23 protein-coding genes are annotated in these 26384 nt (G+C 63.4%); 13 read left to right on the top strand and 10 right to left on the bottom strand.

Going from position 1 to position 26384, the window contains the following annotated elements:
- Positions 1–15: 15 nt before the first annotated feature.
- Positions 16–1398, bottom strand: coding sequence for an aspartate aminotransferase family protein (locus NLY36_RS17935; RefSeq protein ID WP_023695948.1), 1383 nt, complete (start codon positions 1396–1398; stop codon positions 16–18).
- Positions 1399–1553: 155 nt separating this feature from the next.
- Between NLY36_RS17935 and NLY36_RS17930 the strand changes: the two genes are divergently transcribed.
- Positions 1554–2006, top strand: coding sequence for a hypothetical protein (locus NLY36_RS17930; protein ID WP_023683507.1), 453 nt, complete (start codon positions 1554–1556; stop codon positions 2004–2006).
- Position 2007: 1 nt separating this feature from the next.
- On the opposite strand, the gene NLY36_RS17925 is transcribed toward NLY36_RS17930, so the two are convergent.
- Positions 2008–2982: a WD40 repeat domain-containing protein gene (locus NLY36_RS17925; protein ID WP_023689246.1), complete on the bottom strand. Its 975-nt coding sequence runs from the start codon at positions 2980–2982 to the stop codon at positions 2008–2010.
- A 249-nt stretch (positions 2983–3231) separates the two neighbouring features.
- Positions 3232–4284 carry a CobW family GTP-binding protein gene (locus tag NLY36_RS17920; protein ID WP_023695947.1) on the bottom strand — a complete coding sequence of 351 codons (1053 nt, stop codon included), beginning with the start codon at positions 4282–4284 and terminating at the stop codon, positions 3232–3234.
- Positions 4285–4705: 421 nt separating this feature from the next.
- On the opposite strand from NLY36_RS17920, the gene NLY36_RS17915 reads away from it, so the two are divergent.
- A complete protein-coding gene (locus NLY36_RS17915) occupies positions 4706–5176 on the top strand; it encodes a MarR family winged helix-turn-helix transcriptional regulator (protein ID WP_023671361.1) in 471 nt (156 codons plus the stop codon).
- A gap of 5 nt (positions 5177–5181) precedes the next feature.
- Here NLY36_RS17915 and NLY36_RS17910 read toward each other — a convergent pair whose 3' ends face one another.
- On the bottom strand, positions 5182–6045 hold the full coding sequence (locus NLY36_RS17910; protein ID WP_023736881.1) for an AraC family transcriptional regulator: 864 nt from the start codon (positions 6043–6045) through the stop codon (positions 5182–5184).
- 46 nt (positions 6046–6091) lie between these two features.
- Between NLY36_RS17910 and NLY36_RS17905 the strand changes: the two genes are divergently transcribed.
- Entirely contained in the window at positions 6092–6499 is a 408-nt protein-coding gene (locus NLY36_RS17905; protein WP_023695946.1) for a DUF2000 family protein, read from the top strand.
- Here the strand turns inward: NLY36_RS17905 and NLY36_RS17900 are convergent.
- Positions 6496–7284, bottom strand: a complete 789-nt coding sequence (locus NLY36_RS17900) for an alpha/beta fold hydrolase (RefSeq protein ID WP_023689240.1) — start codon at positions 7282–7284, stop codon at positions 6496–6498. The two genes, NLY36_RS17905 and NLY36_RS17900, sit on opposite strands and share 4 nt — an antisense overlap.
- Positions 7285–7412: 128 nt before the next feature.
- Here NLY36_RS17900 and NLY36_RS17895 point away from each other — a divergent pair, with 128 nt between their 5' ends.
- From NLY36_RS17895 to NLY36_RS17875, 5 genes are all read left to right on the top strand, one after another.
- A complete protein-coding gene (locus tag NLY36_RS17895) occupies positions 7413–8315 on the top strand; it encodes a LysR family transcriptional regulator (RefSeq protein WP_023695945.1) in 903 nt (300 codons plus the stop codon).
- A 181-nt stretch (positions 8316–8496) separates the two neighbouring features.
- On the top strand, positions 8497–9381 hold the full coding sequence (locus tag NLY36_RS17890; protein WP_032934323.1) for a DMT family transporter: 885 nt from the start codon (positions 8497–8499) through the stop codon (positions 9379–9381).
- A 65-nt stretch (positions 9382–9446) separates the two neighbouring features.
- Positions 9447–10469, top strand: coding sequence for a LacI family DNA-binding transcriptional regulator (locus tag NLY36_RS17885; protein ID WP_023671355.1), 1023 nt, complete (start codon positions 9447–9449; stop codon positions 10467–10469).
- Positions 10466–11446 carry a 2-hydroxyacid dehydrogenase gene (locus NLY36_RS17880; protein ID WP_023695943.1) on the top strand — a complete coding sequence of 327 codons (981 nt, stop codon included), beginning with the start codon at positions 10466–10468 and terminating at the stop codon, positions 11444–11446. Before NLY36_RS17885 ends, NLY36_RS17880 begins: the two co-directional genes overlap by 4 nt.
- An 82-nt stretch (positions 11447–11528) precedes the next feature.
- Positions 11529–11939: a hypothetical protein gene (locus tag NLY36_RS17875; protein ID WP_023695942.1), complete on the top strand. Its 411-nt coding sequence runs from the start codon at positions 11529–11531 to the stop codon at positions 11937–11939.
- Between the two features lie 10 nt (positions 11940–11949).
- On the opposite strand, the gene NLY36_RS17870 is transcribed toward NLY36_RS17875, so the two are convergent.
- On the bottom strand, positions 11950–12723 hold the full coding sequence (locus tag NLY36_RS17870) for a gamma-glutamyl-gamma-aminobutyrate hydrolase family protein (RefSeq protein ID WP_023695941.1): 774 nt from the start codon (positions 12721–12723) through the stop codon (positions 11950–11952).
- Positions 12724–13017: 294 nt separating this feature from the next.
- Here NLY36_RS17870 and NLY36_RS17865 point away from each other — a divergent pair, with 294 nt between their 5' ends.
- Positions 13018–14127, top strand: coding sequence for a TRAP transporter substrate-binding protein (locus NLY36_RS17865; protein WP_023695940.1), 1110 nt, complete (start codon positions 13018–13020; stop codon positions 14125–14127).
- Between the two features lie 251 nt (positions 14128–14378).
- Here the strand turns inward: NLY36_RS17865 and NLY36_RS17860 are convergent, their stop codons facing one another.
- From NLY36_RS17860 to NLY36_RS17845, 4 genes are all read right to left on the bottom strand, one after another.
- Entirely contained in the window at positions 14379–15407 is a 1029-nt protein-coding gene (locus tag NLY36_RS17860; RefSeq protein ID WP_023695939.1) for a zinc-dependent alcohol dehydrogenase family protein, read from the bottom strand.
- A 33-nt stretch (positions 15408–15440) separates the two neighbouring features.
- Positions 15441–17219 carry a TRAP transporter large permease gene (locus NLY36_RS17855; RefSeq protein ID WP_023695938.1) on the bottom strand — a complete coding sequence of 593 codons (1779 nt, stop codon included), beginning with the start codon at positions 17217–17219 and terminating at the stop codon, positions 15441–15443.
- Positions 17216–17821: a TRAP transporter small permease subunit gene (locus NLY36_RS17850; RefSeq protein ID WP_023695937.1), complete on the bottom strand. Its 606-nt coding sequence runs from the start codon at positions 17819–17821 to the stop codon at positions 17216–17218. Before NLY36_RS17850 ends, NLY36_RS17855 begins: the two co-directional genes overlap by 4 nt.
- A 197-nt stretch (positions 17822–18018) precedes the next feature.
- Entirely contained in the window at positions 18019–18924 is a 906-nt protein-coding gene (locus NLY36_RS17845) for a branched-chain amino acid ABC transporter permease (protein WP_023695936.1), read from the bottom strand.
- An 89-nt stretch (positions 18925–19013) separates the two neighbouring features.
- Here NLY36_RS17845 and NLY36_RS17840 point away from each other — a divergent pair, with 89 nt between their 5' ends.
- The 4 genes from NLY36_RS17840 to NLY36_RS17825 all read left to right on the top strand — a co-directional run bounded on the left by NLY36_RS17840 (position 19014) and on the right by NLY36_RS17825 (position 26292).
- The gene (locus NLY36_RS17840; RefSeq protein ID WP_023694705.1) at positions 19014–19622 is read left to right on the top strand and encodes a CGNR zinc finger domain-containing protein; all 609 of its coding nucleotides are present in this window, start codon (positions 19014–19016) and stop codon (positions 19620–19622) included.
- On the top strand, positions 19615–20145 hold the full coding sequence (locus NLY36_RS17835) for a hypothetical protein (protein WP_023694704.1): 531 nt from the start codon (positions 19615–19617) through the stop codon (positions 20143–20145). The genes NLY36_RS17840 and NLY36_RS17835 overlap by 8 nt, the downstream gene beginning before the upstream one ends.
- A 221-nt stretch (positions 20146–20366) precedes the next feature.
- Positions 20367–23837 (top strand): indolepyruvate ferredoxin oxidoreductase family protein, encoded by a 3471-nt coding sequence (locus tag NLY36_RS17830; protein ID WP_023695935.1) that lies wholly within the window; start codon positions 20367–20369, stop codon positions 23835–23837.
- Between the two features lie 112 nt (positions 23838–23949).
- Positions 23950–26292 carry a putative bifunctional diguanylate cyclase/phosphodiesterase gene (locus NLY36_RS17825; RefSeq protein WP_031196397.1) on the top strand — a complete coding sequence of 781 codons (2343 nt, stop codon included), beginning with the start codon at positions 23950–23952 and terminating at the stop codon, positions 26290–26292.
- Positions 26293–26384: the final 92 nt, after the last annotated feature.

Genomic DNA, 26384 nt, shown 5'->3' with positions numbered 1-26384 from the left:
GCTTGGCAGCTTGTCTCATGCCGTCAGCCTTGCCGCAACCGTGGCGAAGGCGGTGATCAGCCGGTTGACCTGGGCGCCGGTGGTGGCCGGTGAGATCAGCATCATGTTGTGAAAGGGCGCGATCAGCACGCCCTGGTTGACCAGCGCGACATGGATAGCCGCCTCAAGCTCCGGCGCATGGGCAGTCTCGGCTTCGGCGCCGTTCCTGAGCGGGCCAGGGGCGCAGATGAACTCGACGCGGGCGCCGACGCGGGCGACATGCCAGGGCAGATTGTAGCGATCGATGACGCCGGTCAGCCCGGCATCGAGCCGCAGGGCGAGGCGATCCATCCGGGCATAATTCTCCTGCGTCATCACCTCTTCGAGCGTTGCGCGCATGGCTGCGAACTGCAGCGGGTTCGCCGACAGCGTCGTGCCCATGCCGGAATAGCCCGGCTCCTTGGTTCGATTGTAGTCGGCATAGCGCGAGGCGACCTCGTCGCTCATGCCCCACACGCTTGCCGGCACGCCGCCGGCGATCGGCTTGCCCAGCACGAACAGGTCGGGCTGCAGCCCGAATTTCCTGGTGTAGCCGCCGGGTCCAGTCGAAATCGTGTGCGTCTCGTCTATCAGCAGCAGCGTTCCGGCCGCGCGCGTCAGTTTGCGCAAGGCGTCGTGAAAACCCGGATCGGGCAGCACCATGCAGGAATTTGTCAGCACCGGCTCGGCGATGACGCAGGCGACATCGTGGTCGGCGAGCGCCGCTTCCAGTGCAGCAACATCGTTGAATTCGATGACCTTCGCCGTCCTGGTCAGGTCGCGAAACTCACCCGCCAGCCCCGGCCGATTCACGGGCTTGCCGTCGACCATCCGGACCATCGTCTCGTCGACCGAGCCGTGATAGCAGCCGTTGAAGACCAGTATCTTTTCGCGGCCGGTGACGGCGCGGGCGACGCGCAGCGCGAAGCGGTTGGCGTCGGTGGCGGTGGTGGCGATCTGCCAGAACGGCAGACCGAAACGCTGAGTGAGCAGCGGCCCGATGGCCAGCGCATCTTCCGAAGGCAGCATATAGGTCAGGCCGCGCCCGGCTTGGCGGCGGATGGCGCGCGCCACCGGCGGCGGCGAATGGCCGAACATCGAACCGGTGTCGCCGAGGCAGAAATCGTCCAGCCTGTTGCCGTCGATATCCGTGATGGCGGCGCCCTTGGCGCTTTCGACCAGGATCGGGAATGGCGTCGGCCAGTCGTTCATCCAGTGCATCGGCACACCGCCGAAGAAGCCTGGCAGGCCGTTACCGACCTTGGCCTGCGATTTCGGCCGCGCCTTGCGGAAGGTGTTCGCCTCGCTTGTCCGCAATGCAGCGATGCGGTCACGGCTGATACCGCCAATGGACGCCTTTGAACTGTTCGTGCTGTACATGAAATCCCTCTCGGCCGGCACACTACCCAATTGGCGACGGCAACCGCAATTGGCCGTGTTGGTGCCCTGCATTGGGTCAGCAGCAAGTTCGGCAGACTTGACCTTCCGGCGCAGTCGGGCGCCAATGCGATCGGGTCTGTGGTTTGGGGAGAAAAATGCGGACGATCATCTGCGCTATTGCGCTACTCTTGTCGGCCGCTGCGGCTTCCGCATCGGGCGGCGTCTGGTGTTCCGTCGATGACAAAGCGGTGCAATTCGAGGTCGGCGCCGGGGTCACCAGAGGTATGGGCGGCCCGACCTTCAATTTTCGCGGCGATCTCGAGATACTTGGCCGGCCGGAAGGCGACAGTCTGCGCAAGACCGTCTTCGAGGATTCCGACCTCACCCAGTACTGGCTGGACGACAAGGAGTTGCGGCTGAACGTCTACCACGAGCATCAGCTCGGAGATAAATTCAACTCTGTCGAACTGACGATCCTGACCAAGACCAGTGACGAGGGCGTCTATGACGGCCGGTACACGCTTGCCGTCTACGACAACGCCGCCGACACGGAACAGGACGGCAAGCCGAAAGAATTGACCGGCAAGGTGTCGTGCGGAGCCGAATAGGTCACGCCGAGATATCGATGACGCCGCAGTCGCCGGCGGCACTGCCGAAGGCGACCCGGCGCTCTTCCTTATCCCACATCATCGCGGTGATGGCGCCCTTGCCCGGGCGGCGCAACAGCACCTCTTTGGCATCGGTAAAGCGCACCGCCATGACCATGCCGTCATCATAGCCGACGGCGACGACATCCTGGCTCGGATGGCAGGCAACCGATGTCACCATGGCGTTGCCGCGCGTGCCGAGCTCCAGCGGCGCCTTGCCCATCGGGCCGTCCTTGCCCGAAAACGGCCAGACGATCGCCGCCGGCGCGCCGGAACTCGCCAGCCATTTGCCCTTCACGCTCCACGACAGGCTTTTGACCTTGCCGGGATAGCCGGTCATGCGCATGTGCTTGCCGTCGGCGAGCTTCCAGCCATGCAGCGCGTTTTCCTGCATGGTGGTGACGAGGAAGGCGCCATCCGGCGAGAAGGTGACGCCGGTATGGGCACCGGCCCATTCCAGCTCCACCGGCTTGCCCTCGGCGGCCGGGAAATGCAGCGTCGCGCCATTGTAGCGGGCGACGCCGAAGCGTATGCCCTTGGGGGAGAAGGCCAGCCCCTCGACCGAACGCGGATGGGCAAACTCTTTGGTCTTGCCGTCGGCAAAGCGCACGAAGGCAGTCTTGCCTGTGGCATAGGCGATAGCGCCTTGCGGCCCGGCGGCGACGCTGGTGATCCACTTCTTGCCGGCGCTCGCCAATTCGCCGACGGTGCCACCTGCGGTGACAGCAAAAATCTTGCCGTCCTCGCCGCCGGTGATCAGGCGGTCGTTGGCGGCGTCATGGAACGTGGAGAGCAGGCCGTCATTGGCCTGAATTGCCTTGTGGCCGTTGTCGAGCCTATGAACTGTCCCATCGGCCAGCGCAAAATGCGGCACGTTGTCGAGGAAGACGGCGGCAAGGCAGTGACCTTCCAGGTCGAGGGGAGCAACTGTGGGCATCAGGACCATTCCAATGAAGCTGTCACCACTCCCGGGAAGCCACTGAGGCGGCCAGGCCTGGCGTCAACCTTCTCCCCTTGTGGGAGAAGGTGGATCGGCGCGCAGCGCCGAGACGGATGAGGGGTGTTGAACGGATCGCCGTCGGTGCCGAGCTGGAGCACCCCTCATCCGACCTCGCTTCGCGAGGCCACCTACTCCCACAAGGGGAGAAGGAAGAGCGGGCAGCGCTAGCGCCATAGAGTCCGGAAATCAAGCCGCCTGGCAGGCGTCAAAGCTCTTCTTCAGCCGTTCGGCGTCAAGCTCGCGGCCGATGAACACCAGCCGGCTCTCATGCTTTTCGCCGTCTTTCCAGGCGCGCTGGTGGTCGCCTTCGATGATCATGTGCACGCCCTGGATGACATAGCGCTCGTCGTCGCCCTCGAGCGCGATGATGCCTTTCAGCCGCAGGATGTTGGGACCTTCCATCTGAGTGATCTTCTCGATCCACGGGAAGAATTTCTTCGGGTCCATCTCGCCGCCGCGCAGCGACACCGACTGCACGGTCACGTCATGGATGTCGGAGGGATGCGCGTGATCGTGATGATGATGGTCGTGATCATGGTCGTGGTGATCGTGGTCGTGATCATGGTGGTCGTGATCATGATCGTGCGCCTCGAGAAAATGCGGATCGTTTTCCAATGCGCGCGACAGGTCGAAGGCGCCGCGGTCGAGCACTTCCGACAGCGCCACGCCGGCGCGCGTGGTGCGGTGGATCCTGGCCGCCGGGTTGATGGCGCGGATGGTGGCTTCGACCTTGGCCAGCTCTTCGGGCGTCACCAGATCGGTCTTGTTCAGCACGACAACATCGGCGAAGGCGATCTGGTCCTCGGCTTCCTTGGAATCCTTCAACCTGAGCGGCAGGTGCTTGGCGTCGACCAGGGCCACGACAGCGTCGAGTTTGGTCTTGGAGCGCACGTCGTCGTCCATGAAGAAGGTCTGCGCCACCGGCACAGGATCGGCGAGGCCGGTGGTCTCGACGACGATGGCGTCGAAGCGGCCGGGACGGCGCATCAGGCCTTCGACGACGCGGATCAGGTCGCCGCGCACCGTGCAGCAGACGCAGCCATTGTTCATTTCGTAGATTTCCTCGTCGGATTCCACGATCAAATCATTGTCGATGCCGATCTCGCCGAATTCATTGACGATGACGGCATAACGCTTGCCATGGTTTTCCGACAGGATGCGGTTGAGCAGCGTCGTCTTGCCGGCGCCGAGATAGCCGGTGAGAACGGTCACTGGGATTTGCGTCTGTGCTTCGCTCATATCTTGCCTCGAAATGGCTGGGCCACGGAATTGCGGGCCGCAAGAAGGGATTGTTGGCCTGATATAGGATGTGTGCCGGCCTTTTGCACGAGGCAAACCGCCTGGGTGTTTGACCCAGGATTGACGAAGCGGATGGGTAGACCCGAGAGGCCGAGTGCGAGGGATGCCGACCATCAACGTGTCGCCGGAAACGCCTCTTCGTTGACCTGTGCTGAGCCGCGCCGCGTCAAACCGTTGCAATCGCCTTGGCGGAAACTCGTTTGTCATCTAACTGAAATAAACATCTGGCATCACCATTTCGAGCACCACAAATGCTTGCCGGCAAAGCTGTTTCGAAAGCCGGAATCTTTTGGATCGTCGATTGCCAACCGGCCGGCTGCGTCTATGCTGCACGCACCGGTACGGCCGAAGAGGGATCACCATGGCCAAGGCGGACAAGACTGCAACGATGAGCCGGCTGCATTCGGCGGCAAGGCTGGCAAGGACCGCGCTGGCGGCGCGGCTTCTGGCGCACGGCTTCTATGCCGGCCAGGACCAGATCATGCTGACGCTCGACCGCGAGGACGGCCAGACGCCCGGCAATCTCGCCGGCCGCCTCGGCGTTCGCCCGCCGACCATCACCAAGACCATCAACCGGCTGCAGGCCCAGGGCTTTTTGGAAAAGCGCGCCTCTTCCGCGGATGCACGCCAGGCGCATATCTTTCTCACCGACACCGGCCGCGAGATCATCCACGCCATCGAGAAGTCGGTGAAGAAGACCGAGAAGCAGGCGTTGAAGGGCCTCGACAAGAAAGAACAGAAGACGCTGTTCAAGCTGCTCGCCCGCATCGAGGCCAATTTGTCGAACGAGGAGCTGGTGCTTGTCGACGACGATGGCGACATCGACGATTGATCTTCCTAGGCGGCTACCGAAGGCCCGCGCACCAGGGTCGACCAGCGGCCGGGCGTCAAGCCGAATGCTTTCTTGAAATGCCTGTTGAAATGGCTCTGGTCGCTGAAGCCGGCGCCAACGGCAATCTCGGCCAGCGGCTCGCCCACCTCGATCATCCGTCTTGCCTTTTGCAGCCGGCGCATCAGCAGGAACCGATGCGGGCTGGTGGAATAGGTCGCGCGAAAATGGCGTGACAGCGCATAGCGGTCGAGCCCGGTGACGGCTTCCAGCTCATCGGAACGAACGGACCGCTCGGCATTCTCCTCGAGATAGCCGCGCGCCAGCGCTGCCGCACGCGAGGCCGACTTCCCCATCGGCTTTGCTTTCTGTCCCGCATGACGCCCCAGATGCTGCGCCAGCTCCGCAACGAAATCGGCGACGAACAGCTCGTCCAGTTCCTCATCGAGCGGCGACAGGGCCGAAAGCAGCGTGCCACGCAAGGCAGGATCGCTGACCACAGCATCCCTGACGAAAGGCAGCGGCGCGCCGTCGAGGCAGTCGAGCAGCAGTGAGGGTTCCAGATAGAGGATCCGGTAGCGCAGACCATCCTCGGTCCCGGCGCCGCCATCGTGCACTTCGTCGGGATGCAGCACGATAACCTGGCCGGGCAGGCTGTGGTTGACAGTGCCCCTGTAGTGGAAGCGCTGCACACCGGAAAGCGTCACGCCGACGGCAAGTGTATCATGACGGTGCAGGTCGAAGGCGTTGCCATGGAAATGCGCCTCGATGCGCTCGATGCCGGTGCTGCCTGGCGCCGAGACGATCCGGTCTTCATCCGCGCACGAACGTCCAAGACCCTGTGTCGCCTCACCGTCTAGATCGTGCGTCATCACCTATCCCTGCCCTTCATGGGCGTGCTCCGGAGTCCTCATTTTGGTGTTCGATACGAAATTTGCAATCGTGCTGCGGGACGATCTCGCCGTCTGGCAAAAGCTCAACGTCACGGCCTTCCTGACCAGCGGCGTCGTCGCGCAATTCCCCGACATTATCGGCGAACCCTACCGCGACCGCGCCGGCAACCTTTACAATCCTCTGTCGATCCAGCCGGTCATCGTGCTTTCGGCCGATGGGCCGACGCTCAACTCCATCCACCGGAAGGCGCTGGAGCGGCGCGTGACGGCGTCAGCCTATGTCGAGGAGATGTTTGCCACCGGCTTCGATGCGGCCAACCGCGCCGTCTTCGCCGAGTTCGGCCCTGAGGACGCCAAGATCGTCGGCATCGCGCTGCGTGCCGACAAGAAACTCGTCGACAAGATCACCAAGGGCGCCCGCATGCACGCCTAATTCAGCAGGAAGCGTGTAACGGCGCTCATGAATTCAGTCGGCCGCTCGACGTTCAGCATATGGACGCCCGGAAGCAGTGTAAGCGTGGCGCCGGGGATGCTGGCTGCGATCGCCTCGCTGTGGCTTGCCAGTGTTACCTTGTCGTCTTCTCCACCGATCACCAGGGTGGGGGCGGTAATGAGGGAGACAGTCCGGCGCAGATCGCAATCGCGTACGGCGGCGAAGCATCCCGCGAGACCTTGGGGCGGCGTCGCCAGGACCATCGCGCGGAACGCGTCGACGGTTTCGTTTGGGCCGGCAAGCATCGAGGCGGGAAACCAGTTGTGCATGAACATGTCCGCGGCGGCCGACATGTTGCTCGCAGCAAGGACAGTACGGATCTGCTCGTCAAAGTAAGAAGCCGGCCCGAGATGTGGCGAGGTGTTGGAAAGGATGAGACGCTCGATGCGGTCCGGGGCATGGATACCCAGCCACTGCCCTACGAAGCCGCCCAGCGACAGCCCGCAGAAATGCACGCGGGCGATCTGAAGCGCATCCAGCAGCTCAAGGACGTCGCGGCCCAGCCGATCGAGCGAATAGGCTCCGGCCGGAGCATCGGAACTGCCGTGGCCGCGCAGATCATAGCGCAGCACCCGGAAAGATCCGGCAAATTCCGCAAGCTGCCGGTCCCACATATGCAGGTTCGTCGCAATGGAATTCGAGAGCACAAGCACAGGGCCGGCCCCCGCCAGCTGATAGGCGATCCGGCAGCCGTCGCCCGTCGTAAAATAAAGCGTGTCAGTCATCTGGTCCTCATCTCACCCTGGCGAAAGGAGTTCGATGCTCCCGCCGCCCTTTGAATGAGCCACCCTAGGCCTCGTAATTATCCAGGAAAATTACTATGATTGGACGATCTCAGTAGGTTTTTACGATAATGAATGGTCTAAAACTCCACGACCTACGGTGCTTTGACGCCGTGGCAAGCGAGGGCAGCTTCCAGGCGGCCGCCCTTGCCTTGAACCGATCGCATCCATCCGTCTTCGCCGCTGTCGCACGCCTCGAGCAGTTGCTCGGGCTCACACTTCTCGACCGCAGCGGATATCGGGTGGGGCTGACGGAGGCGGGCCGCGAGTTTCACGCGCGAGCGCAGCTGACATTGCGCGAGCTCGACCATCTGCGAACCTATGCGGGCCAGTTGGCGAGCGGCGAGGAGACGGTCCTGCGTGTCGTCATGGGTGATCTCTGCCCGCGACCGCAAATCCTGCGTATGCTCAGCGGCTTCTTTGCCGAACGCACCGGGACACGCCTGCACCTGGAGTACGAGGCGGTCGGCGGTCCGCTCGAACGGTTGATGGAAGGCTCGGCTGACCTCATCTTCCATCGCGCGGATCCTTCCGATCCGCATCTCGAGCGGATCGATCTCTGCGCGGTGCCCCTCGTGCCGGTGGTGGCGCCTGGGTTCCTTCCGTTCGCGCCTGGCCGCGAGATTGCGCCGGAGCAGATGCGGCCCTTCACCCAGTGCGTGATCCGCGACACGGCGCGGCGGCCATCGCCGGAGAGCTATTTCCTCATCGACGGTGCGCATCAGTGCTCGGCGCCGGATCATCTGATGAAGAAGGAACTGATCCTTCACGGACTGGCCTGGGGCCATCTGCCGGCATGGCTGATCGAGGACGAACTGCGGGATAGGAGGCTGATCTCGATCGCTGGTGCACATCTGCCCGGCCGGACGGAGACCCTGGCGGCGGTGCGCCGGCGCGACCGACCGCATGGACCCGTCGCCCAGGCGTTGTGGCTTCATCTCCAGGCGCAAGTGGCATCCGGCGAGGCGCTTTAGCCGGCATAGGATCGGCCCGCGCTGAGCCTGCGCGCGGCTCCTGTTGTGCCAGTCGCTTTTGGCTTGCCGGGCGCAGGCGATTGCCGCAAAGGTTAAGCGTTGCTCCTCCCTGCCCGGCCTGACATTGAACGTTCCCGCAAAAGCAGACGAAAGCGCAACGCCGCCCGCGGCGATGCTGTTCATGCTTTCCACCTATGTCTTTTTCACCTTTCTCGACACATCGAGCAAATATCTGGTCCTGGCCGGCGTCTCGGCGCTGATCGTCGCCTGGGCCCGCTTCACCGTCCATGTCCTGCTTGTCGGCGTCTTCCTGCGCGGCTGGCGCGAGCCGTCGCGCTTCCGCGCCAACAATTTGCCGGCCCACATCCTGCGCGGCGGTCTGCTGTTCGGCTCGACGATGTGCAACGTCATGGCGCTCAAAACGCTTCAACTGGCCGAGACCACCTCGATCTACTTCTTCGGGCCGATGGTGATCACCGCCCTTGCCGGGCCGCTGCTTGGTGAATGGGCCGGCTGGCGGCGCTGGCTGGCAATCCTGTCGGGCTTTGTCGGCGTGCTCGTCATTACAAGGCCGGGCATCGGCGTGTTCGGCATCGGCCATCTTTTCGCGCTCGGCTCGATGCTGTCGAACAGTTTTTACGTCATCATGACGCGGCGGATGTCAGCCAGCGAAACCTCGGAAAGCCTGATCCTGTTTTCGGCGCTGGCGCCGGCCGTGCTGCTTCTGCCGATGCTGCCGTTCTCGCATGGGCTGCCGCAGGATAGCTGGCACTGGTTCATCCTGGTGATGCTGGGCGTGTTCGGCGCCGGCGGCCACTGGCTGCTGGTGCAGGCCTACCGCCTGGCGACCACCACGGCGCTGGCGCCGTACCCCTATTCGCAGATGGTCTGGATGATCCTGTCCGGCTGGATCATCTTCCACCAGTTCCCCGACCGCTGGACGCTGGTGGGTGCAGCCATCATCGTCGCCAGCGGCCTTTACATCATCCATCGCGAGCACCGTCTGCGGCTGCGCAATCGCACGACCGTCGATGCCGAGGCGGAGGCTCTGGCGAAAAAACTTTGATTTGCGCCGAATCCGATGGCATAACGCCGCATTTAAAAAATTTAAAAGACTCGGGGAGCCAAGGGCTGGCACAAAAGATCAAGCTTTCGACGATCGCGGATGCGCTTGGCGTCTCCACGGCCACCGTCTCCCTCGCCTTGCGCGACAGCCCGCTGGTCGCAGGCGCCACGCGTGACCGCATCAAGGAGCACGCGCGGGCCATCGGTTATATCTACAACCGCCGCGCCGCCTCACTGCGCACCTCGCGCTCGGGCATTGTCGGCGTCGTCGTGCATGACATCATGAACCCGTTCTTCGCCGAGATCCTGCGCTCGATCGAGAGCGAACTCGACCGCAGCCGGCAGACCTTCATCCTGTCCAATCACTACGACCAGTTGGAAAAGCAACGCACCTTCATCGATACGCTGCTGCAGCTCGGCGCCGACGGCGTCATCATGTCCCCGGCCATCGGCACGCCGGCCTCTGACATCGTCATGGCCGAGGAAAACGGCCTGCCGGCGGTGCTGATCGCACGCAGCGTGGAAGGCGCCGACGTGCCGGTGTTTCGCGGCGACGATGCCTATGGCACGGCACTTGCCACCAATCATCTGATCTCGCTCGGGCACAAGCGCATCGCCATGATCGGCGGCACCGACCAGACCTCGACCGGGCGCGACCGCTACCAGGGCTATCTCAACGCCATGGAGGCCGCCGGGCTTGAGGTCAGGCCGTCCTGGCGCATCGCCGGGCCGCGCACCAAGCAGGGCGGATTCGAGGCGGCTGGACAGTTTCTGGCGCTTAAAGACAAGCCAACCGCCGCTTGCTGCTGGAATGATCTGGTCGCCATCGGCCTGATGAACGGCATTGCCCGCGCCGGCCTGGTGCCGGGCGCCGACATCTCGGTGACCGGCTATGACGATCTCGAGGAGGCGGCAATCGCGACACCGGCGCTCACCACAGTCTGGAATGGCCAGCGAGAGGTCGGCCGCCGTGCCGCCAGCGCGCTGCTCGACAAGCTGAACGGACAGGCGGTACGGCCGTCACAGGAACTGATCAAGCCGGAACTGCATGTGCGCCAGTCGACCGGCAAGCCGGTGGAGCGTGCATGACCAAGACTGATGCGTTGCAGACCGTCGCCGTTCTGGTGCCAGGACATTTCAACGACCATGCGGTCGAGCGCATCGACCGCACCTTCAAGCGGGTCAAGATAGAGCGCGCCGATCCCGCCCTGGTCACCGACGAGATGCGCCATGACGTGCGCGCCATTGCGTCCTTCGCCGGCGTCAATGCGGCATTGATGGATGCATTGCCCAACCTCGAACTCATCGCCTCCTTCGGCGTCGGCTATGATTCGGTCGATGCCGGCCATGCGGCCAAGAAAAACATCATGGTCACCAACACCCCCGATGTTTTGACCGAGGAGGTCGCCGACACCACGGTCGGCCTTTTGCTCAACACCGTGCGTGAACTTTACAAGGCCGAGAAATGGCTGCGCGACGGCAGTTGGGTGAAGAAGGGCAACTATCCCCTGAGCCGGCTGACCTTGCGCGGTCGGCATGTCGGCATTTTCGGCATGGGCCGCATCGGCCTTGCCATTGCGCGCCGGCTGGAAGCGTTCGGGCTTCCGGTGGCCTACCACAACAGGCGCAAGGTCGAAGGTCTGGCTTATGAATACCACCCGACGCTGAAGGGCCTTGCCGAAGCGGTCGATACGCTGATTTCCGTAGTGCCGGGCGGCGCTTCCACGGAGAAGGCGGTCAATGCCGAAATCCTGGCGGCGCTTGGCGCCAACGGCGTTTTCGTCAACATCGGCCGTGGCAGCACGGTCGACGAGGCAGACCTCGCCGCAGCGCTTGCCAACGGCACCATCGCCGCGGCCGGGCTCGATGTTTTCGCCGATGAACCGAATGTGCCCAAGGCTTTGCTGGACGCGCCAACCTCGCTTTTGCCCCATGTCGGCTCGGCCTCGCACCATACGCGCCGCGCCATGGCGGATCTGTGCGTCGACAATCTGGTATCCTGGTTCAGCGAGCGCCGGCCACTGACCCCGGTGCCTGAGACGGCGCAAGTCAAGCCACGAAGCTGAGCGGCTCTCTGCCACACTCGTTAACGTCGGCTTAACGCTTTGGAATCATTCTGCATCTGCGCCGGGGGGCGCGGAGTGCAAGATGACGAAAGTTCCGGCATTGATTGCGGCAGCGGCACTTTTCGCCGGCTTTCAGCTGTTTCACGGCGGCAGCAGTGAAAGTTCGGCCAATGAAGCAAGGCCGGCAACCACCTTCAGGCTGGTCGCCAATGGCGACGAAGGCGACTGCGCGGTTAGCCGCGGCGCCGCGATTGACGATGGCCTGTCGCTGTTGGCCGTGGCGCCGAGTTGCCGCGGGTTGCTGCCGGGGATCGAGCGGGCAAAATTCTGGCGAGAGGGCGAGGACGGCACAATCGCGTTCAGCGCCGACGGCACCGACCCGATCGTCACCTTCTCGGTTGCGGATGGCGACGGCTACGAATCCTACGCTCCGGCCACGCCGCTGCTTTCGCTGGCGACAACCGGCGAACGGGATCAATCCGCCGGCAATTGATCGTCGGGATTTATTCCGCCGCCGCCCGTGCACCGGCCTTCGCCGCCGCATGCAGCCGCACCGCATCGCCGAAGGCGCGGAAGATCTTGGCCGAGTTGCCGTCCGACTTGACCCAGTATTCGGGGTGCCATTGCACGCCGACGGCGAAGGCGCGGGCGTCCTTCACCGAAACCGCCTCCACCGTGCCGTCGCCGGCAACCGCCTCGACTTGCAGCTTCGAGCCGAGCCGGTCGATGCCTTGGCGGTGCAGCGAGTTGACCTTGATGTCGCCGGCGCCGAATACACCGGCCAGGCAACTGCCCGGCTTGATCGAAATGGTCTGGTGAATGGCGAAACGTTCGTCCTGATTGTCGCTCACCTGCGCGCGATGGTCCAGCGAACCTTCGCGCTCCTGGATCTCGGTGCCAAGCGTGCCGCCTAGCGCCACGTTCAACTCCTGGATGCCGCGGCAGATGGCAAGCAGCGGCACGCCGCGCTCGATCGCCTTGCGGATCAGCGGCAGCGTGGTGGAATCGCGCGCCGGGTCGTAGGGGCCGTTGGCTTCGCTGGCGTCGCCGCCATAGAGCGATGGATGCACGTTGGACTTCGAGCCAGTGACCATGACACCGTCGACCGAAGACAACAGCTCGTCGAAGTCGAGCCGGTCACCGAATGACGGCACCAAAAGCGGGAACACGCCGGCGCCGGAAAGTGCTGCCTCGATATATTGCTGCGGGACGGCATGCCAAGTGTAGTTGTCGAACTGACGGACGTCGGTTGATATGGCGACGAGCGGCTGGTGCATTTTGGGTCCGGATTCCATTTGGAGCGAAGCGAATAATCTATTGTGCCTGCAAAATAGGCGATCCGAAGGCGCTTTTCCATGCCAAGTTTCGCCATCTCGCATGGGCCACGCGCGACCGTTAGACTATAGTTGCAGGCCGGGCGCGCGCCTCGCGGATTTGTCATTAGCGCCGCCTCAAATCCCGCCGCCATGCTGGACTCGACCCCTTGCCCGTGTATTGTTTCGGGCAAATCGACAGCGGGCGCGAGGAGATGTCCCTGATGTCGGTTTGTTGGTCCAAAAGGGAGGTTCTGCATGGATCGTCGTTCATTCATCCGCAAGGCCGGGGTCACCGGCGTGGGCGCCGCGGCGGCTGCCGCGACGCTAGCCGCACCGGCAATCGCCCAGTCCAATCCGAAAGTGACGTGGCGGTTGGCGTCATCCTTCCCCAAGTCACTCGATACGATCTATGGCGGCGCGGAAGTCTTCTCCAAGATGCTGTCGGAAGCGACGGACGGCAATTTCCAGGTCCAGGTCTTCGCCTCCGGCGAACTCGTGCCCGGCCTGCAGGCCGCCGACGCCACCACTGCCGGCACTGTCGAGGCCTGCCACACGGTGTCATACTATTACTGGGGCAAGGACCCGACATGGGCGCTCGGTGCGGCAGTGCCGTTCTCGCTCAACGCGCGCGGCATGAATGCCTGGCACTATCATGGCGGCGGCATCGACCTGTTCAACGAGTTTCTTGCCACGCAGGGTCTTTTCGGCCTGCCCGGCGGCAACACCGGCGTGCAGATGGGCGGCTGGTTCCGCAAGGAGATCAACACCGTCGCCGACCTGTCCGGCCTCAAGATGCGCATCGGCGGCTTTGCCGGCAAAGTGGTGCAGAAGCTCGGTGTCGTGCCGCAGCAGATCGCCGGTGGCGACATCTATCCGGCGCTGGAAAAAGGCACGATCGACGCCGCCGAATGGGTCGGCCCCTATGACGACGAGAAGCTCGGCTTCTACAAGGTCGCGCCCTATTACTACTATCCCGGCTGGTGGGAAGGCGGCCCGACCGTCCATCTCCTGTTCAACAAGGCGAAGTACGAAGAGCTTTCGCCGGCCTACAAGTCGCTGGTGCACACGGCCGCGCACGCGGCGGACGCCAACATGCTGCAGAAATACGACTACCTCAATCCTGCAGCAGTCAAGCGGCTGGTGGCCGGCGGCGCGAAATTGCGCCCGTTCAGCCAGGACATCATGGCCGCCTGTTTCGAGAAGGCCAATGAGGTCTACACCGAAATGGAAGCCACCAACGCACCGTTCAAGAAGATCTGGGACTCGATCAAGGGCTTCCGCAAGGAGCACTATCTGTGGGCGCAGGTGGCCGAGTACAATTACGACACCTTCATGATGGTCCAGCAGCGCAACGGCAAACTGTAGGCTGGGATCTGTCCCTTCTCCCCGTCACTATACGGGGAGAAGGTCCCGGCAGGTGGATGAGGGGCGGCGCAAACTTCGGCGATTGATCGCCTTGGGCTTGGTAGCCGCCCCGAAATTATAGCTTATCTCTCCAAGCGTTGACGCTGCACCTCACCTGCCTGCCGGCATCCTCTCCCCGTATAGTGACGGGGAGAGGGACGCGGTCATCGTCGTTTCGCCAATCGCCAACGTCGCAGGATTGAGGCTGCCCTTCATTCCCTGCCCGGCACCACCAACACCTTGACCTCGCCGGGCGCTGCCGGATTGGCGATCACCGAGGCGGCTTCCTCCAGGCCGACCTGCCTTGAGATGAGCTTGTCGATCTCGATTGCGCCGGACGCGACAAGGTCCGCCGCCCGCCTGTGGGTGAAGGGGTTGATGAACGAGCCGAGAACCTTCAGTTCGCGAAACAGGATGTCGAACGGTTCGAAGGGCACTTTCACGCCTTGCGGCATCACGCCGACGATCACCACCGAGCCGCCGGACTTCGCCAGCCGCATCGATTGTTCGACGGTATCGGGGACACCGGCGCATTCGAGCACCACGTCGGCCCCGCCGGGCACAAGACCGGCTGGGCCGGCGATCGCCTCGATCGGGTCGACCGCGTTTGGGTCGACCGTCGCCGTTGCACCGAGTTCTTCAGCGAGCGCCCGGCGGGAGGCCTGCCGCGTCGACAGGATGATGGTCGCCGCTCCTGCGAGCCTCGCCAATTGCACGGTAAGCAGGCCGATGACGCCGCCACCAAGCACCACCACGGCAGCGCCGGGTCTGATTCCGGCGAGGTCGACAGCGTGCAGGCAGCAGGCCAGCGGCTCGCAGAAGGCGCCATGCGTTGGCTTGAGGTTCGCAGGCAGAAGAAAGGCCTGGTTCTGCGGCATCACGACGTAGTCGGCGAAGCCGCCGTCGCGATGGATGCCGATGGCCCTGAGATTGCTGCACAGATTGACGCGGCCGGCTCGGCAATGACTGCAGCGTCCGCAGAAGATGTTGGGATCGCCGGTAACACGGTCACCGATGGCGATGCCGGAAACCGCGTCGCCGACAGCCTCGACGATGCCGCAGAATTCGTGACCAAGCGTCACCGGCGGGCTCGAAGGGAATTCGCCGTGGAGGAGGTGACGGTCGGTGCCGCAAACGCCGCAGGCTTCAACGCGCACCAGAACGTCCTGCGGTCCCGCAACAGGCTTGTCGACCTCCCGTAGCGCAATGCTGGCCACGGCTTCCAGGCGCACGGCTCTCATGACATCCTCACTCAGGTTCTCAGTGTTCACACATCAGTTGAAGTTCGGCGGCTGCGACAGGTCGGTCGCCGGCGGCGCCGGCTTGGCGGGCGGCGTCTCGCCGAAATTCGGCGGCTGCGAGAGATCGTTCGACGGTGGCGCCGCGGGTGATGGGCCACCGTTGGCTGGTGGTGGTGTGCCGAGAGGCGCAAGGCCTGGCATATCAGGCAAGTTGATCTCGATCGTTCCCGGATCGACGGCCGCACCCTTGTAGCGCATGACCATTTGCGGGAAGGCGATGGTCAGCCCGATCATGATCACCTGGATGCAGACGAAGGGCACGGCGCCCCAATAGATCTGGCCGGTGGTCACCGGCGCGATCTGCTTGCCGGTGAGGCGATCGAGATAGGGCACGCGCGCGGCGACAGAGCGCAGGTAGAACAGCGCAAAGCCGAAAGGCGGGTGCATGAAGCTTGTCTGCATGTTGACGCCGAGCAGCACGCCGAACCAGATCAGGTCGATGCCGAGCTTATCGGCAGCCGGCGCCAAGAGCGGTACGATGATGAAGGCGAGCTCGAAGAAGTCGAGGAAGAAGGCGAGCACGAAGACCAGGATGTTGACGCCGATCAGGAAGCCGACTTCGCCGCCCGGCAGCGACGTCAACAAATGCTCGACCCAGACGTGGCCGTTGACGCCGTAGAAGGTCAGCGAGAACACCCGCGCGCCGATCAGGATGAACAGCACGAAGGAGGAAAGCCTGGTGGTCGACGCCAGCGCCTGCTTGATGACATCCAGCGACAACCGCCCCTTCATTGCCGCCATCGCCAGGGCGCCAACCGCGCCCATGGCGCCGCCCTCCGTCGGGGTTGCGATGCCAAGGAAGATGGTGCCCAGCACCAGGAAGATCAGTGCCAGAGGCGGGATCAAAACGATGATCACCTGCTGCGCCAGCCTGGACATCATGTTGATGTTCAGGCCCTTGTCGGCGATCGCCACGATGTAGATGAGGATCACGCCGATGCTGGCGCCAAGGATGTCGGCATTGTCGCCATGCGCCGGCTCAAGGTAGCGATAGGCCGCATAGGAAGCCGCGACTGCCACCAGCAGTGCCGCGAGCAGCGACAGCACGCCGTGGCCAAGCGTGCGGGCCGCCAGCGGCAACGCCGGCATCGAGTTCGGCCGGACGATCGACATGATCAGGATGTAGAGCGTGTAAAGGCCGGTCAGCACCAGGCCGGGGATCAGCGCGCCGGCATACATGTCGCCGACCGAACGGCCGAGCTGGTCGGCCAGAACGATCAGCACCAGCGACGGCGGGATGATCTGGGCGAGTGTGCCGGATGCCGCGATGACGCCCGACGCCAGTCGTCGGTCATAGCCGTAGCGCAGCATGATCGGAAGCGAGATAAGTCCCATGGCGATGACCGAAGCCGCGACCACGCCAGTGGTCGCGGCAAGCAGCGCACCGACGAAGATCACCGCATAGGCAAGGCCGCCGCGAACCGGGCCGAACAGCTGGCCGATCGTGTCGAGCAGGTCCTCGGCCATGCCCGATCGTTCCAGCACGATGCCCATGAAGGTGAAGAACGGGATTGCCAAGAGCGTGTCGTTCGACATCACCCGGCTGCCGTAGAAATTGTCGGGCAGCGCATGCAGCAGCGGCCACGCCAGGTTGATCGAGCCGCCCGAATAGGGCGACAGCACGACACCGATGAAGAAGAACATCAGGCCGTTGGCGGCGAGCGAGAAAGCGACGGGGTAGCCGATCAGCAGGAAGATGATCAGCGAAGCGAACATGATCGGCGCCATGTTCTGGGCGATGAACTCGATCATGGGCGCGCCTCCTGGACGAGCGCCTTGGCTTCTTCGGCAAGGGCTTTCGCCTCGAGCTCGGCCTGTTCGTGCACCGAGATGAACGGATTGGGATCGTCCATGTCGCCGCGCATGATGGCGATCTTCTTGATGATCTCGGAGATGCCCTGCAGCGCCAGCAGAAAGAAGCCGACGAGCAGGATCGCCTTGGCCGGCCAGATGATCAGGCCGCCGGAATTGTTCGACATTTCGCCGCTGCGGAACGACAGCGACACGTAGGGTATAAAATAGATCACCATCAGCGTCACGAACGGCATCAGGAAGAAGACATGGCCGAGCAGGTCGATCCAGTGCTGCACGCGGCGCGACCACATGCCGTAGACGATGTCGATGCGGATATGGTCGTTCTGTTTCAGCGTGTAGGCGGCGGCCAGCATGAAGGCGGCGCCGAACAGGTACCACTGCAGTTCCAGCCAGGCATTCGACGAGACGTCGAAGACCTTGCGGATGATGGCATTGGCGGCGCTGACCAGGATTGCCAGCAGGATCAGCCACGATATCCACCGGCCGATGAACTCGTTCATACGGTCGATCGTTCTGGATAGAGCGAGCAGCCCTGCCATGCATTTCCTCCCTGAGGTCGAAGGCGCGCCGGCTCCCCTATTTTCCGTCGCGCCGCTGTGGCCCAACGGTATGCCGTGCGTGGTTCGGCGGGTCAACATGGCATGGGCGCGATCAACGACGTCGTGACGGGAGGCAGGGGATAAGTGCCGACCGGCTGCTGCGTCATGCAACCAAAGTCTGACAGCGGATGCGGCGATCAGGCGATCTTCTGCTGGTCGCGGCCGGGACCGATCAGCACAAGTGCCGCGACCAGGAACAGATACATCCAGCCATCGCGCCATTCGATCGGGAAATAGCCGGCCCATAGCGACTCCGCCATGCCGAAGGCGGCCGCACCGAGCGCGGCCCGAGGCGGAGAGAGATAGCCGCCCACCGCCGTCACGAACAGGATTTTCAGCCCGTAGACGAGGCCGGAGCCGAAGCTGACATTGCCGTAGTAAAGGGCGGCCATGATTCCGGCCAGCGCGGCGCAGAAACCGCCGAACAGCACCGCATGCCGGAACACTGCGCGCACGTCCACGCCGCACATGGCAGCCGCTTTGGGATCGTCGGAGACGGCGCGCCAGCGGCGGCCGAAGCCCGAGCGGGCAAACGCCCATGCAGCGAGCATGATTGCCGCCAGAACCACCGCGCAATCGATGAGCTGGATCAGCGTCAGCGTCGCCTGGAAGCCGGCATCCTGAGCAAAAACGATGGGCTGCGCCAGCATCGGCGGCAGCCACCAATCATGCGTGTCGGCGGCGATACGGCTTGCTTCCGACAGCACCAGCAGGATGCCGAGCGTCGTCACCACAATGGCATTGGGCGTGCGGTCGGCCAGCGGTTCGAAGACGCTGCGCGACAGCACGTGGCCGATCAGCGCGGCATAAAGGAAAGCCGTGACGACGCCGAGCACCACTGCCGCCAGCAAGGTCAGCCACAATACCTGATAGCCGAAGGCCACGGTCAGGATCATCGTCTGGCCGCAAAAGGCGAACAGCGCGCCATAGGCGAGATTGGTCCGGTGCAGGATGCCATTGGTCAGCACGTAGCCGAAGGCAAGCAGCGCATAGAGCGCGCCGGAATGCAGCCCGTTCAGCACCTGCTGGAAGAAATAGAGCATAGACAGCTTTCCGGGCGCCGGAGCCCGCGCCAAGGTTTGCATCGTAAAATCTAACTTGTCAAACGCGATTTATCGGTTAGATTTCTGATATGACAGTATCTTGGAGCCCACATCGCTTCACCGGCGGCATTCTTGCGCTCGATACGGCCAACACCGTGGTGTTGCGCAACGATCCGGAAAAGACTTTCGACCGTTTTGCCGATCCGGCCGAGATCGCGCGCTTCGCCAACGCCGCAACCGGCTTTCGCGGTGCCGAGCTTGGCGGCAGACCGCTGGAGGCGACCTCGCCGGACAGCATCGCGCCGGTGGTGCTGGCGATCCGCGAGACGACCGACCGCCTGTTTCGCGGCGCGGTGTCGAAAGGTGCGCTTGCCGCCGGCGACCTCGCCGCTTTTCTCAAGGCCTGCGCCAACGGCCTCGATCGGAGCCCTGCCGAAATCGGCGCACCGGGTAGACCGTTCGGCGATCCATCGACGCCGATCGCGTTCGAGGCGGCGCTGGCGGTTTCGGCCTTGTCGCTGCTGCGCGACGACACGGTCGCCAGGCTCAGGATCTGTCCCAATTGCAGCTGGCTGTTTCTCGACAGGAGCCGCAATTCCAGCCGCCTTTGGTGCGATATGGCTGTGTGCGGCAACCGCCAGAAAGCAAGCCGTCACTATCGCCGCCGCACGGCGGCACATGAGGTCAACAATGCTTAGGGTTGTTTTTCGTTCAATCCTTGTCGGTGCTGCGCTCATTGCAGCCGTTGCGCTTGGCGCCTGCCGCGACACCGGCGGCGACGGCAAGCTGTTCGAGGTTTCCGGCAAGGTCGTCGTCTTCAACTACCGTCTCGCCCGGGCGACCTATGTCGTGACGCTGCGGCCCCTGCAGCCGATGGGCGAAGGCCAGGTGGCGGTCGCCAGTTTCCAGAATCCGGCCGGCGGCCCTCCCCTGGTAGTCGAGCAGAAGGTCTGGCCGAAGCTCGACAAGGTCAGCCTGGAGAGCCCGGCGCTCACCTGCATCGTCAAGGACAAACCCTATGCGATCTCCATCAGCATCAGGGGTCCTGACGGCACGTTCCTGCAGAAGATCGACACGACGCTGATGTCGAGCGAGGACCAGTCGATCCTTCCCGACCGGCCGCTGGTGGTCGACCAGCTCTATACGGCCAATCCCGATCTTGCCGGCCATCCCGACGGCAAGCTGCCGGGTGAGCCGAAGCCGGATTGCTCGAAAGGCTGACGCGTCTTTGCCGGGCGCGACTGCGTGGAAATTTTCGGTCGCCGGACAACCGCCGCGGACCGATTTCGTGCCGGATACGCGACGGCAGCGGATCGTTCGTTGCGCTTTGCCTGGCACTTTCGATTTCGTTTGACCTGCCTTGCAAGCGGAGAAAGACTGCGCCATCTCACTCCTACGTTGGCTGCGCGCCCCCGGTGCTGTCTCCGCAGAGGAAATGCCTGATGACGCTGCACGACGTCGCGCTCGACGACAAGTTCGATCTTGGCAAGGAGCGCATCTTCCTGTCCGGCGCACAGGCGGTCATCCGCATGCTTGTGATGCAGCGCGAGCGCGACCGCCGGGCCGGCCTCAACACGGCCGGCTTCGTGTCCGGTTATCGCGGCTCGCCGCTCGGCGGCCTCGATATGCAGCTGTGGCGGGCGAAAAAGCAGCTGGCGCAGGCCGACATCGTCTTCCAGCCCGGCCTCAACGAGGAGCTTGCCGCCACCGCCTGCTGGGGCTCTCAGCAGACGGAATTAATGGGCGAAGGCAAGCATGACGGGGTGTTTTCGGTCTGGTACGGCAAGGGACCGGGCGTCGACCGCTCCGGCGACGTTTTCCGCCACGCCAACCTCGCGGGATCGTCGAAGCATGGCGGCGTGCTTGCGCTGATGGGCGACGACCATATGGCCGAATCATCGACCAATGCGCACGCCACCGAATTCCTGTTCGTCGACACCATGGTGCCGATCCTCAACCCGGCCGGCGTTCAGGAGATCATCGACTACGGCCTCTACGGCTTTGCCATGTCGCGCTTCGCCGGCACCTGGGCGGCTATCAAATGCGTCAAGGACAACATCGAATCCACGGCCTCCGTCGATGCCGCGCTCGAGCGCCTGAACATCGTCGTGCCGGAGTTCGATATGCCGCCCGGCGGCCTCAACATCCGCGATGAGATCGACATGCTCGGCCAGGAGGAGCGGCTGCATGAATACAAGCGCGCCGCTGCATCCGCCTTCATCCATGCCAACGGCCTGAACCGCATCGTCTATTCGGGCGGCCGCGCGCCGAAGCTCGGTATCATCACGCTGGGCAAGAGCTATCTCGATGTCCGCCAGGCGCTGGAAGACATCGGCATCGACGAGGCCGCCGCCAACCGCATCGGCATCCGCCTGTTCAAGGTCGGCTGCCCCTGGCCGCTCGACCTGCAGCATATCGCCGAATTCGCCCGCGGCCTCGACACCATCGTCGTCGTCGAGGAGAAGCGCTCGCTGATCGAGGTGCAGCTGCGCGAAAACCTCTACGGCACCGCCACGCGGCCGACGATCGTCGGCAAGAAGGACGAGCGCGGCGACTGGCTGTTCCCGGCCAAGGGCGCGCTTGACCCCAACGAGATCGCCATTGCGCTGGGCGAGCGCATCCTGCGCACAATCGGCCCTTCGGAAGAGATCACTGGCAAGGTGGCAAAGCTGCGCCAGTTCCAGGCGATGCTTGCCGACACCAGCGATATCGGTTCGCGCACGCCGTTCTTCTGCTCCGGCTGCCCGCACAATTCCTCGACCAAGGTGCCGGACGGCTCGATCGCCGCCGCCGGTATCGGCTGCCATTTCATGGCGCTGTGGATGGACCGCAACACGGTCGGCTTCACCGCCATGGGCGGCGAGGGCGCACAATGGGTCGGCCAGGCGCCATTTTCGAAGCGTGGCCACATTTTCCAGAATCTTGGCGACGGCACCTACAATCACTCCGGCACGCTGGCGATCCGCTTCGCGCTGTCGACCGATGCCAACATCACCTACAAGATCCTCTACAACGACGCCGTCGCCATGACCGGCGGCCAGCCGCATGAAGGCGGCCTGACTGTCGACATGATCGCCAGGCAGGTGCGCGCCGAAGGCGTCGAGCGCATCGCCATCGTCACCGACGAGCCGGAGAAATATGCGGGGAAGGCCGAATTCCCCTCCGGCGCCACCATCCACCACCGCGACGACCTCGACCTCGTCCAGCGCGAGCTGCGCGACGTCAAGGGCGTCTCGGTGCTGCTCTACGACCAGACCTGCGCCGCCGAAAAGCGCCGCCGCCGCAAGCGCGGCACCTTCCCGGATCCCGACAAGCGGGTCTTCATCAACGAACTGGTCTGCGAGGGCTGCGGCGATTGCGGCGTGCAATCGAACTGCGTCTCGATCCAGCCGGCCGAAACCGAGTTCGGCCGCAAGCGCAGAATAGACCAGTCGAGCTGCAACAAGGACTTCTCCTGCGTCAACGGCTTCTGCCCGTCCTTCGTCACCGTGCACGGCGCCAAGATCAGGAAGGCCGAAGGCATTGCCGGGCGCTCCGACCCGCTTGACGGCGTGCCGGTGCCGGCCGAATTCCCGCTCGGTAGCGAGGGTTGGGCGGCGATCATCGACGGTGTCGGCGGCACCGGCGTCGTCACCATAGGTGCTGTGCTCGGCATGGCCGCCCATCTCGAGGACAAGGGCTGCGGCATGATCGACATGGCCGGCCTCGCCCAGAAGGGCGGCTCGGTGTTCACCCATGTCCGCATCGCCCGCACTCCGGACGACATCCACGCGATCCGCGTTTCGGCCGGCAAGGCGGACCTGGTGCTCGGCTGCGACCTCGTCGTCTCGGGCGCCAAGAAGGTGCTGGCCGCAGTGCGCGAAGGCCATACCATCTTCCTCGCCAACACCGCCGAGATCATGCCCGGCGAATTCGCCCGTTCGGCCGATTTCTCGCTGCCGATCGAGCGCCTGAAGAAGGCGATCCGTGCTGCCGCCGGCGAAGACAAGACGCATTTCTTCGACGCCACGCGCACCGCCACCCAATTGTTCGGCAATTCACTCGGCGCCAATATGTTCATGCTCGGCTTCGCCTTCCAGAATGGCGGGCTGCCGCTGTCGGCGCAAGCCGTTGAAAAAGCAATCGAATTAAACGGCGAGGCGGTGGCGATGAACATCGCCGCCTTCCGCTGGGGCCGGCGCGCCGCGCATCAGCCGGAGTTTGTGCGCGGCCTCGTCGCCCAGCCGGGCAAGGCCACTGAGATCGCCAAGACGCTGGACGATATCATCGCCCGCCGCGTCGCTTTCCTCTCTGCCTATCAGAATGCCGCCTATGGCAGGCGCTATGCCGAGAAGCTGGCGGTTTTGCGTGCTGCCGAGGCCAAGGCCGTGCCTGACTCGACCGCGGTGACCGAGGCCGCCGCCAGAAACCTGTTCAAGCTGATGGCGATCAAGGACGAATATGAGGTGGCGCGGCTATACACCGACGGCTCCTTCGCTATGGAGCTCTCAAAACAGTTCCAGAGCTACGACAAACTCGAATTTCATCTGGCGCCACCGATCATGGGCAGGCGCGGCAATGACGGCAAGCCGAGGAAATCGAGCTTCGGCCCGTGGATGATGAAGGGATTTCGCCTGCTGGCGGCGCTGAAAGGCCTGCGCGGCACGGCCTTCGACGTGTTCGGCTACAGCACTGAGCGGCGCATGGAGCGGCAGCTTCTGGCCCGCTATGAGGCCGATCTGGAGCTTGTCGCCAAGGCACTTGCGCCAGGCAGGATCGAGGCCGCCATCGCCCTTGCCTCGGTGCCGGCGCTCATTCGCGGCTACGGCCATGTCAGGCAAGCCAGCGCCGAAAAGGCAGAGGGCGAGCGCACAAGGCTTGTCGAGCGGCTGGCCAACACGCCGGCGCGGCCTGAACTTCAGGCCGCCGAGTGATCGATACGCCTTGTTTACCTGAACACGAATTTTCGCGGTTTACGCCGATGGAGCCGACTTGACGCCAGGCGTCGGAACGGCATCTCTAAACCTTTCTTAAGGCGAATGTGACATGACTGCGGTTCGTGCGACACCGCAGGCCATGCAAGAAAACAAAGCCGCAGAGATAGGTGAGGACGTCTATGCTGGGTTCGTGCGATCGTTGTTCAACGATCCCGGGATCCTGCTGATTGGCGCATTTTGCCATGGCCTCATCGGCATTCTGGTTTATTTTACCTCGGGGCATCCGGCCTATCTTGCATTGGCCGCGCTTATGCTTGCGGCGGGGCTTTACCGTTACTACGGCATCCGCAAAGGCCTGCGCATAGGCAGTTTCGAAACTTATGAACAAGCCAAGAAGTGGGAACGCTACTACCTGGTTGGCGGCACCATCCAGGCTTTCTTCATGGGGCTTTTCTGCTTCACCTCAATCTATCTCATTCCCGATGTCTTCGGGGAAAGTGCCGCCATCGCCGTCATAATGGGCTCGACGGTGACCATTGTCGGCCGCAATTACGGCTCCAAGACCATGGTTGCGGTGCAGGCCTTCACGGTCGTGCTGCCGATCGCGGTCGGGCTGATGCTCAAGGGACATCTCGGCGATTTCATCCTCGGCCTCTACATAGTGCCGTTCATCTTCATCATCACCCGGATGGCCAGCCACGTCCGCACCGTGCTGTTCAACGCCATTTCGGAGCGCAAGACGGCCGCCAGGCTCGCCGAGCGCTTCAACCGCGCGCTCAACACCATGTCGCATGGCCTGGTCATGCTCGGCCCCGACGGCAAGGTCGTGGTCGGCAATGCCGAAGCCGCGCATCTGATGTCGCTGCGCTCGCCCGACCAGCTGCTCGGGCGGTCGATCCATTCGCTGCTCCTGCGCGGCGTTGCGGGCGGCATGCTGGCGCCGAAAGACTGTCGTTATGTCGAAGCGCAGCTGACGCGCGCCTTGCGCGAGGGCCGCGACCGCAAGGTGCTGGTCTCCTTCTCCAATGGCCAGCACTATGAGTTCTCGGCCCGCGAAGGCAATCAGGATCTCGGTGTCATCACCTTCGAGGACGTCACCGCCCGCGTCGAGGCTGAGGAAAAAATCCGCTTCATGGCGCGCTATGACAGCCTTACCGGCCTGCCGAACCGCGCGTATTTCCATGAGCTGGTCGGTGAAGCCATGGCGTCGGGCAGCCGCGACCGCCTGTGCGCCCTGGCGGTGCTCGATCTCGACGATTTCAAGAGCGTCAACGACACCCTCGGCCATCCGGTCGGCGACGGACTTATCTATGCCGTTGCCGAGCGACTGGCGGCCGTCGCCGGGCAAGGCGTCAATGTCAGCCGCTTCGGCGGCGACGAGTTCATGATCTTCTTCGACCGCGTCGAGGATGAAAGCCATCTGACGGGCCTGCTCGACCAGATCTTTGCCGATCTGCAGGGCGAGGTCGACGTCGCAGGCCACGGTCTGCGCATCCAGGCAAGCGCGGGCGCCGTGCTGTCCAGGGTCGACGACACCGATGTCGACGCCATGATCGTCAAGGCCGATCTGGCGCTCTACAAGGCCAAGGAACTCGGCAAGAACAACTGGCGGCTGTTCGAGGCAGCGATGGATGCGGCGTTCCGCAACCGCCAGCTGATGAAGGCCGATCTGCGCACGGCGGTCGAAGGCAAGGCGCTGCGGGTGGTCTATCAGCCGATCGTGGCGATGAACACCATGCGCATCGCCAGTTGCGAGGCGCTGTGCCGCTGGGATCATCCCGATCTCGGGCCGGTTTCGCCCAGCATCTTCATTCCGCTGGCCGAAGAAATGGGCATCATTTCCGAGATCAGCACTTTTGTGCTCGCGGCTGCCTGCGCCGAATGCGCTAAATGGCCCGCACAGACCAGCGTCTCGGTCAACCTTTCGGCCAAGGATTTCCGCAACCGCGACGTTGTCCAGAAGGTTCGCGACGCGCTTGCTACTTCGGGGCTCGCCGCCGGCCGCCTCGAGATCGAAGTCACCGAAACCGCACTGCTCGACGACAAATCGCTAACGCGCCAGTATATCGAGGAACTTAAGCAGCTTGGCGTGCGCATTGCGCTCGACGATTTCGGCACCGGCTATTCAAGCCTGAGCTACCTCCACAAGCTGCCGCTCGACAAGATCAAGATCGACCGTTCGTTCCTGATGGACGTGACCCAGAACAAGCGTTCGCTCGACTTGTTGAAGGGCATCGTCGACCTGACCCGCGTGCTCGGGCTGACCGTCACCATCGAAGGTGTGGAAACCTTCGAACAGCTGAAGATCCTGGTGCATTCGGTCAAGCCGGACCTCGTCCAGGGCTTCCTGTTTGGCGCAGCACTCAGTGCCTCGGGCATAGAGACCATGTCCAACGTGACCTGGCCTTTCGCCGCCGAGCTGCGGCCGGCGGCAAAACTCGCCACGCCCTGACCCGTCATTAAATTGCGCTTGAAAAGCCCGTCTAAAAAGCGTTGTATTGTCTAGGCGTTAACTGATTGTTAAGGTTAATGATCGGTAAACAC

This window comes from Mesorhizobium sp. C399B (assembly GCF_030323185.1).
Taxonomy (GTDB): domain Bacteria; phylum Pseudomonadota; class Alphaproteobacteria; order Rhizobiales; family Rhizobiaceae; genus Mesorhizobium.
This window is presented reverse-complemented; position numbering and strand designations above follow the sequence as displayed.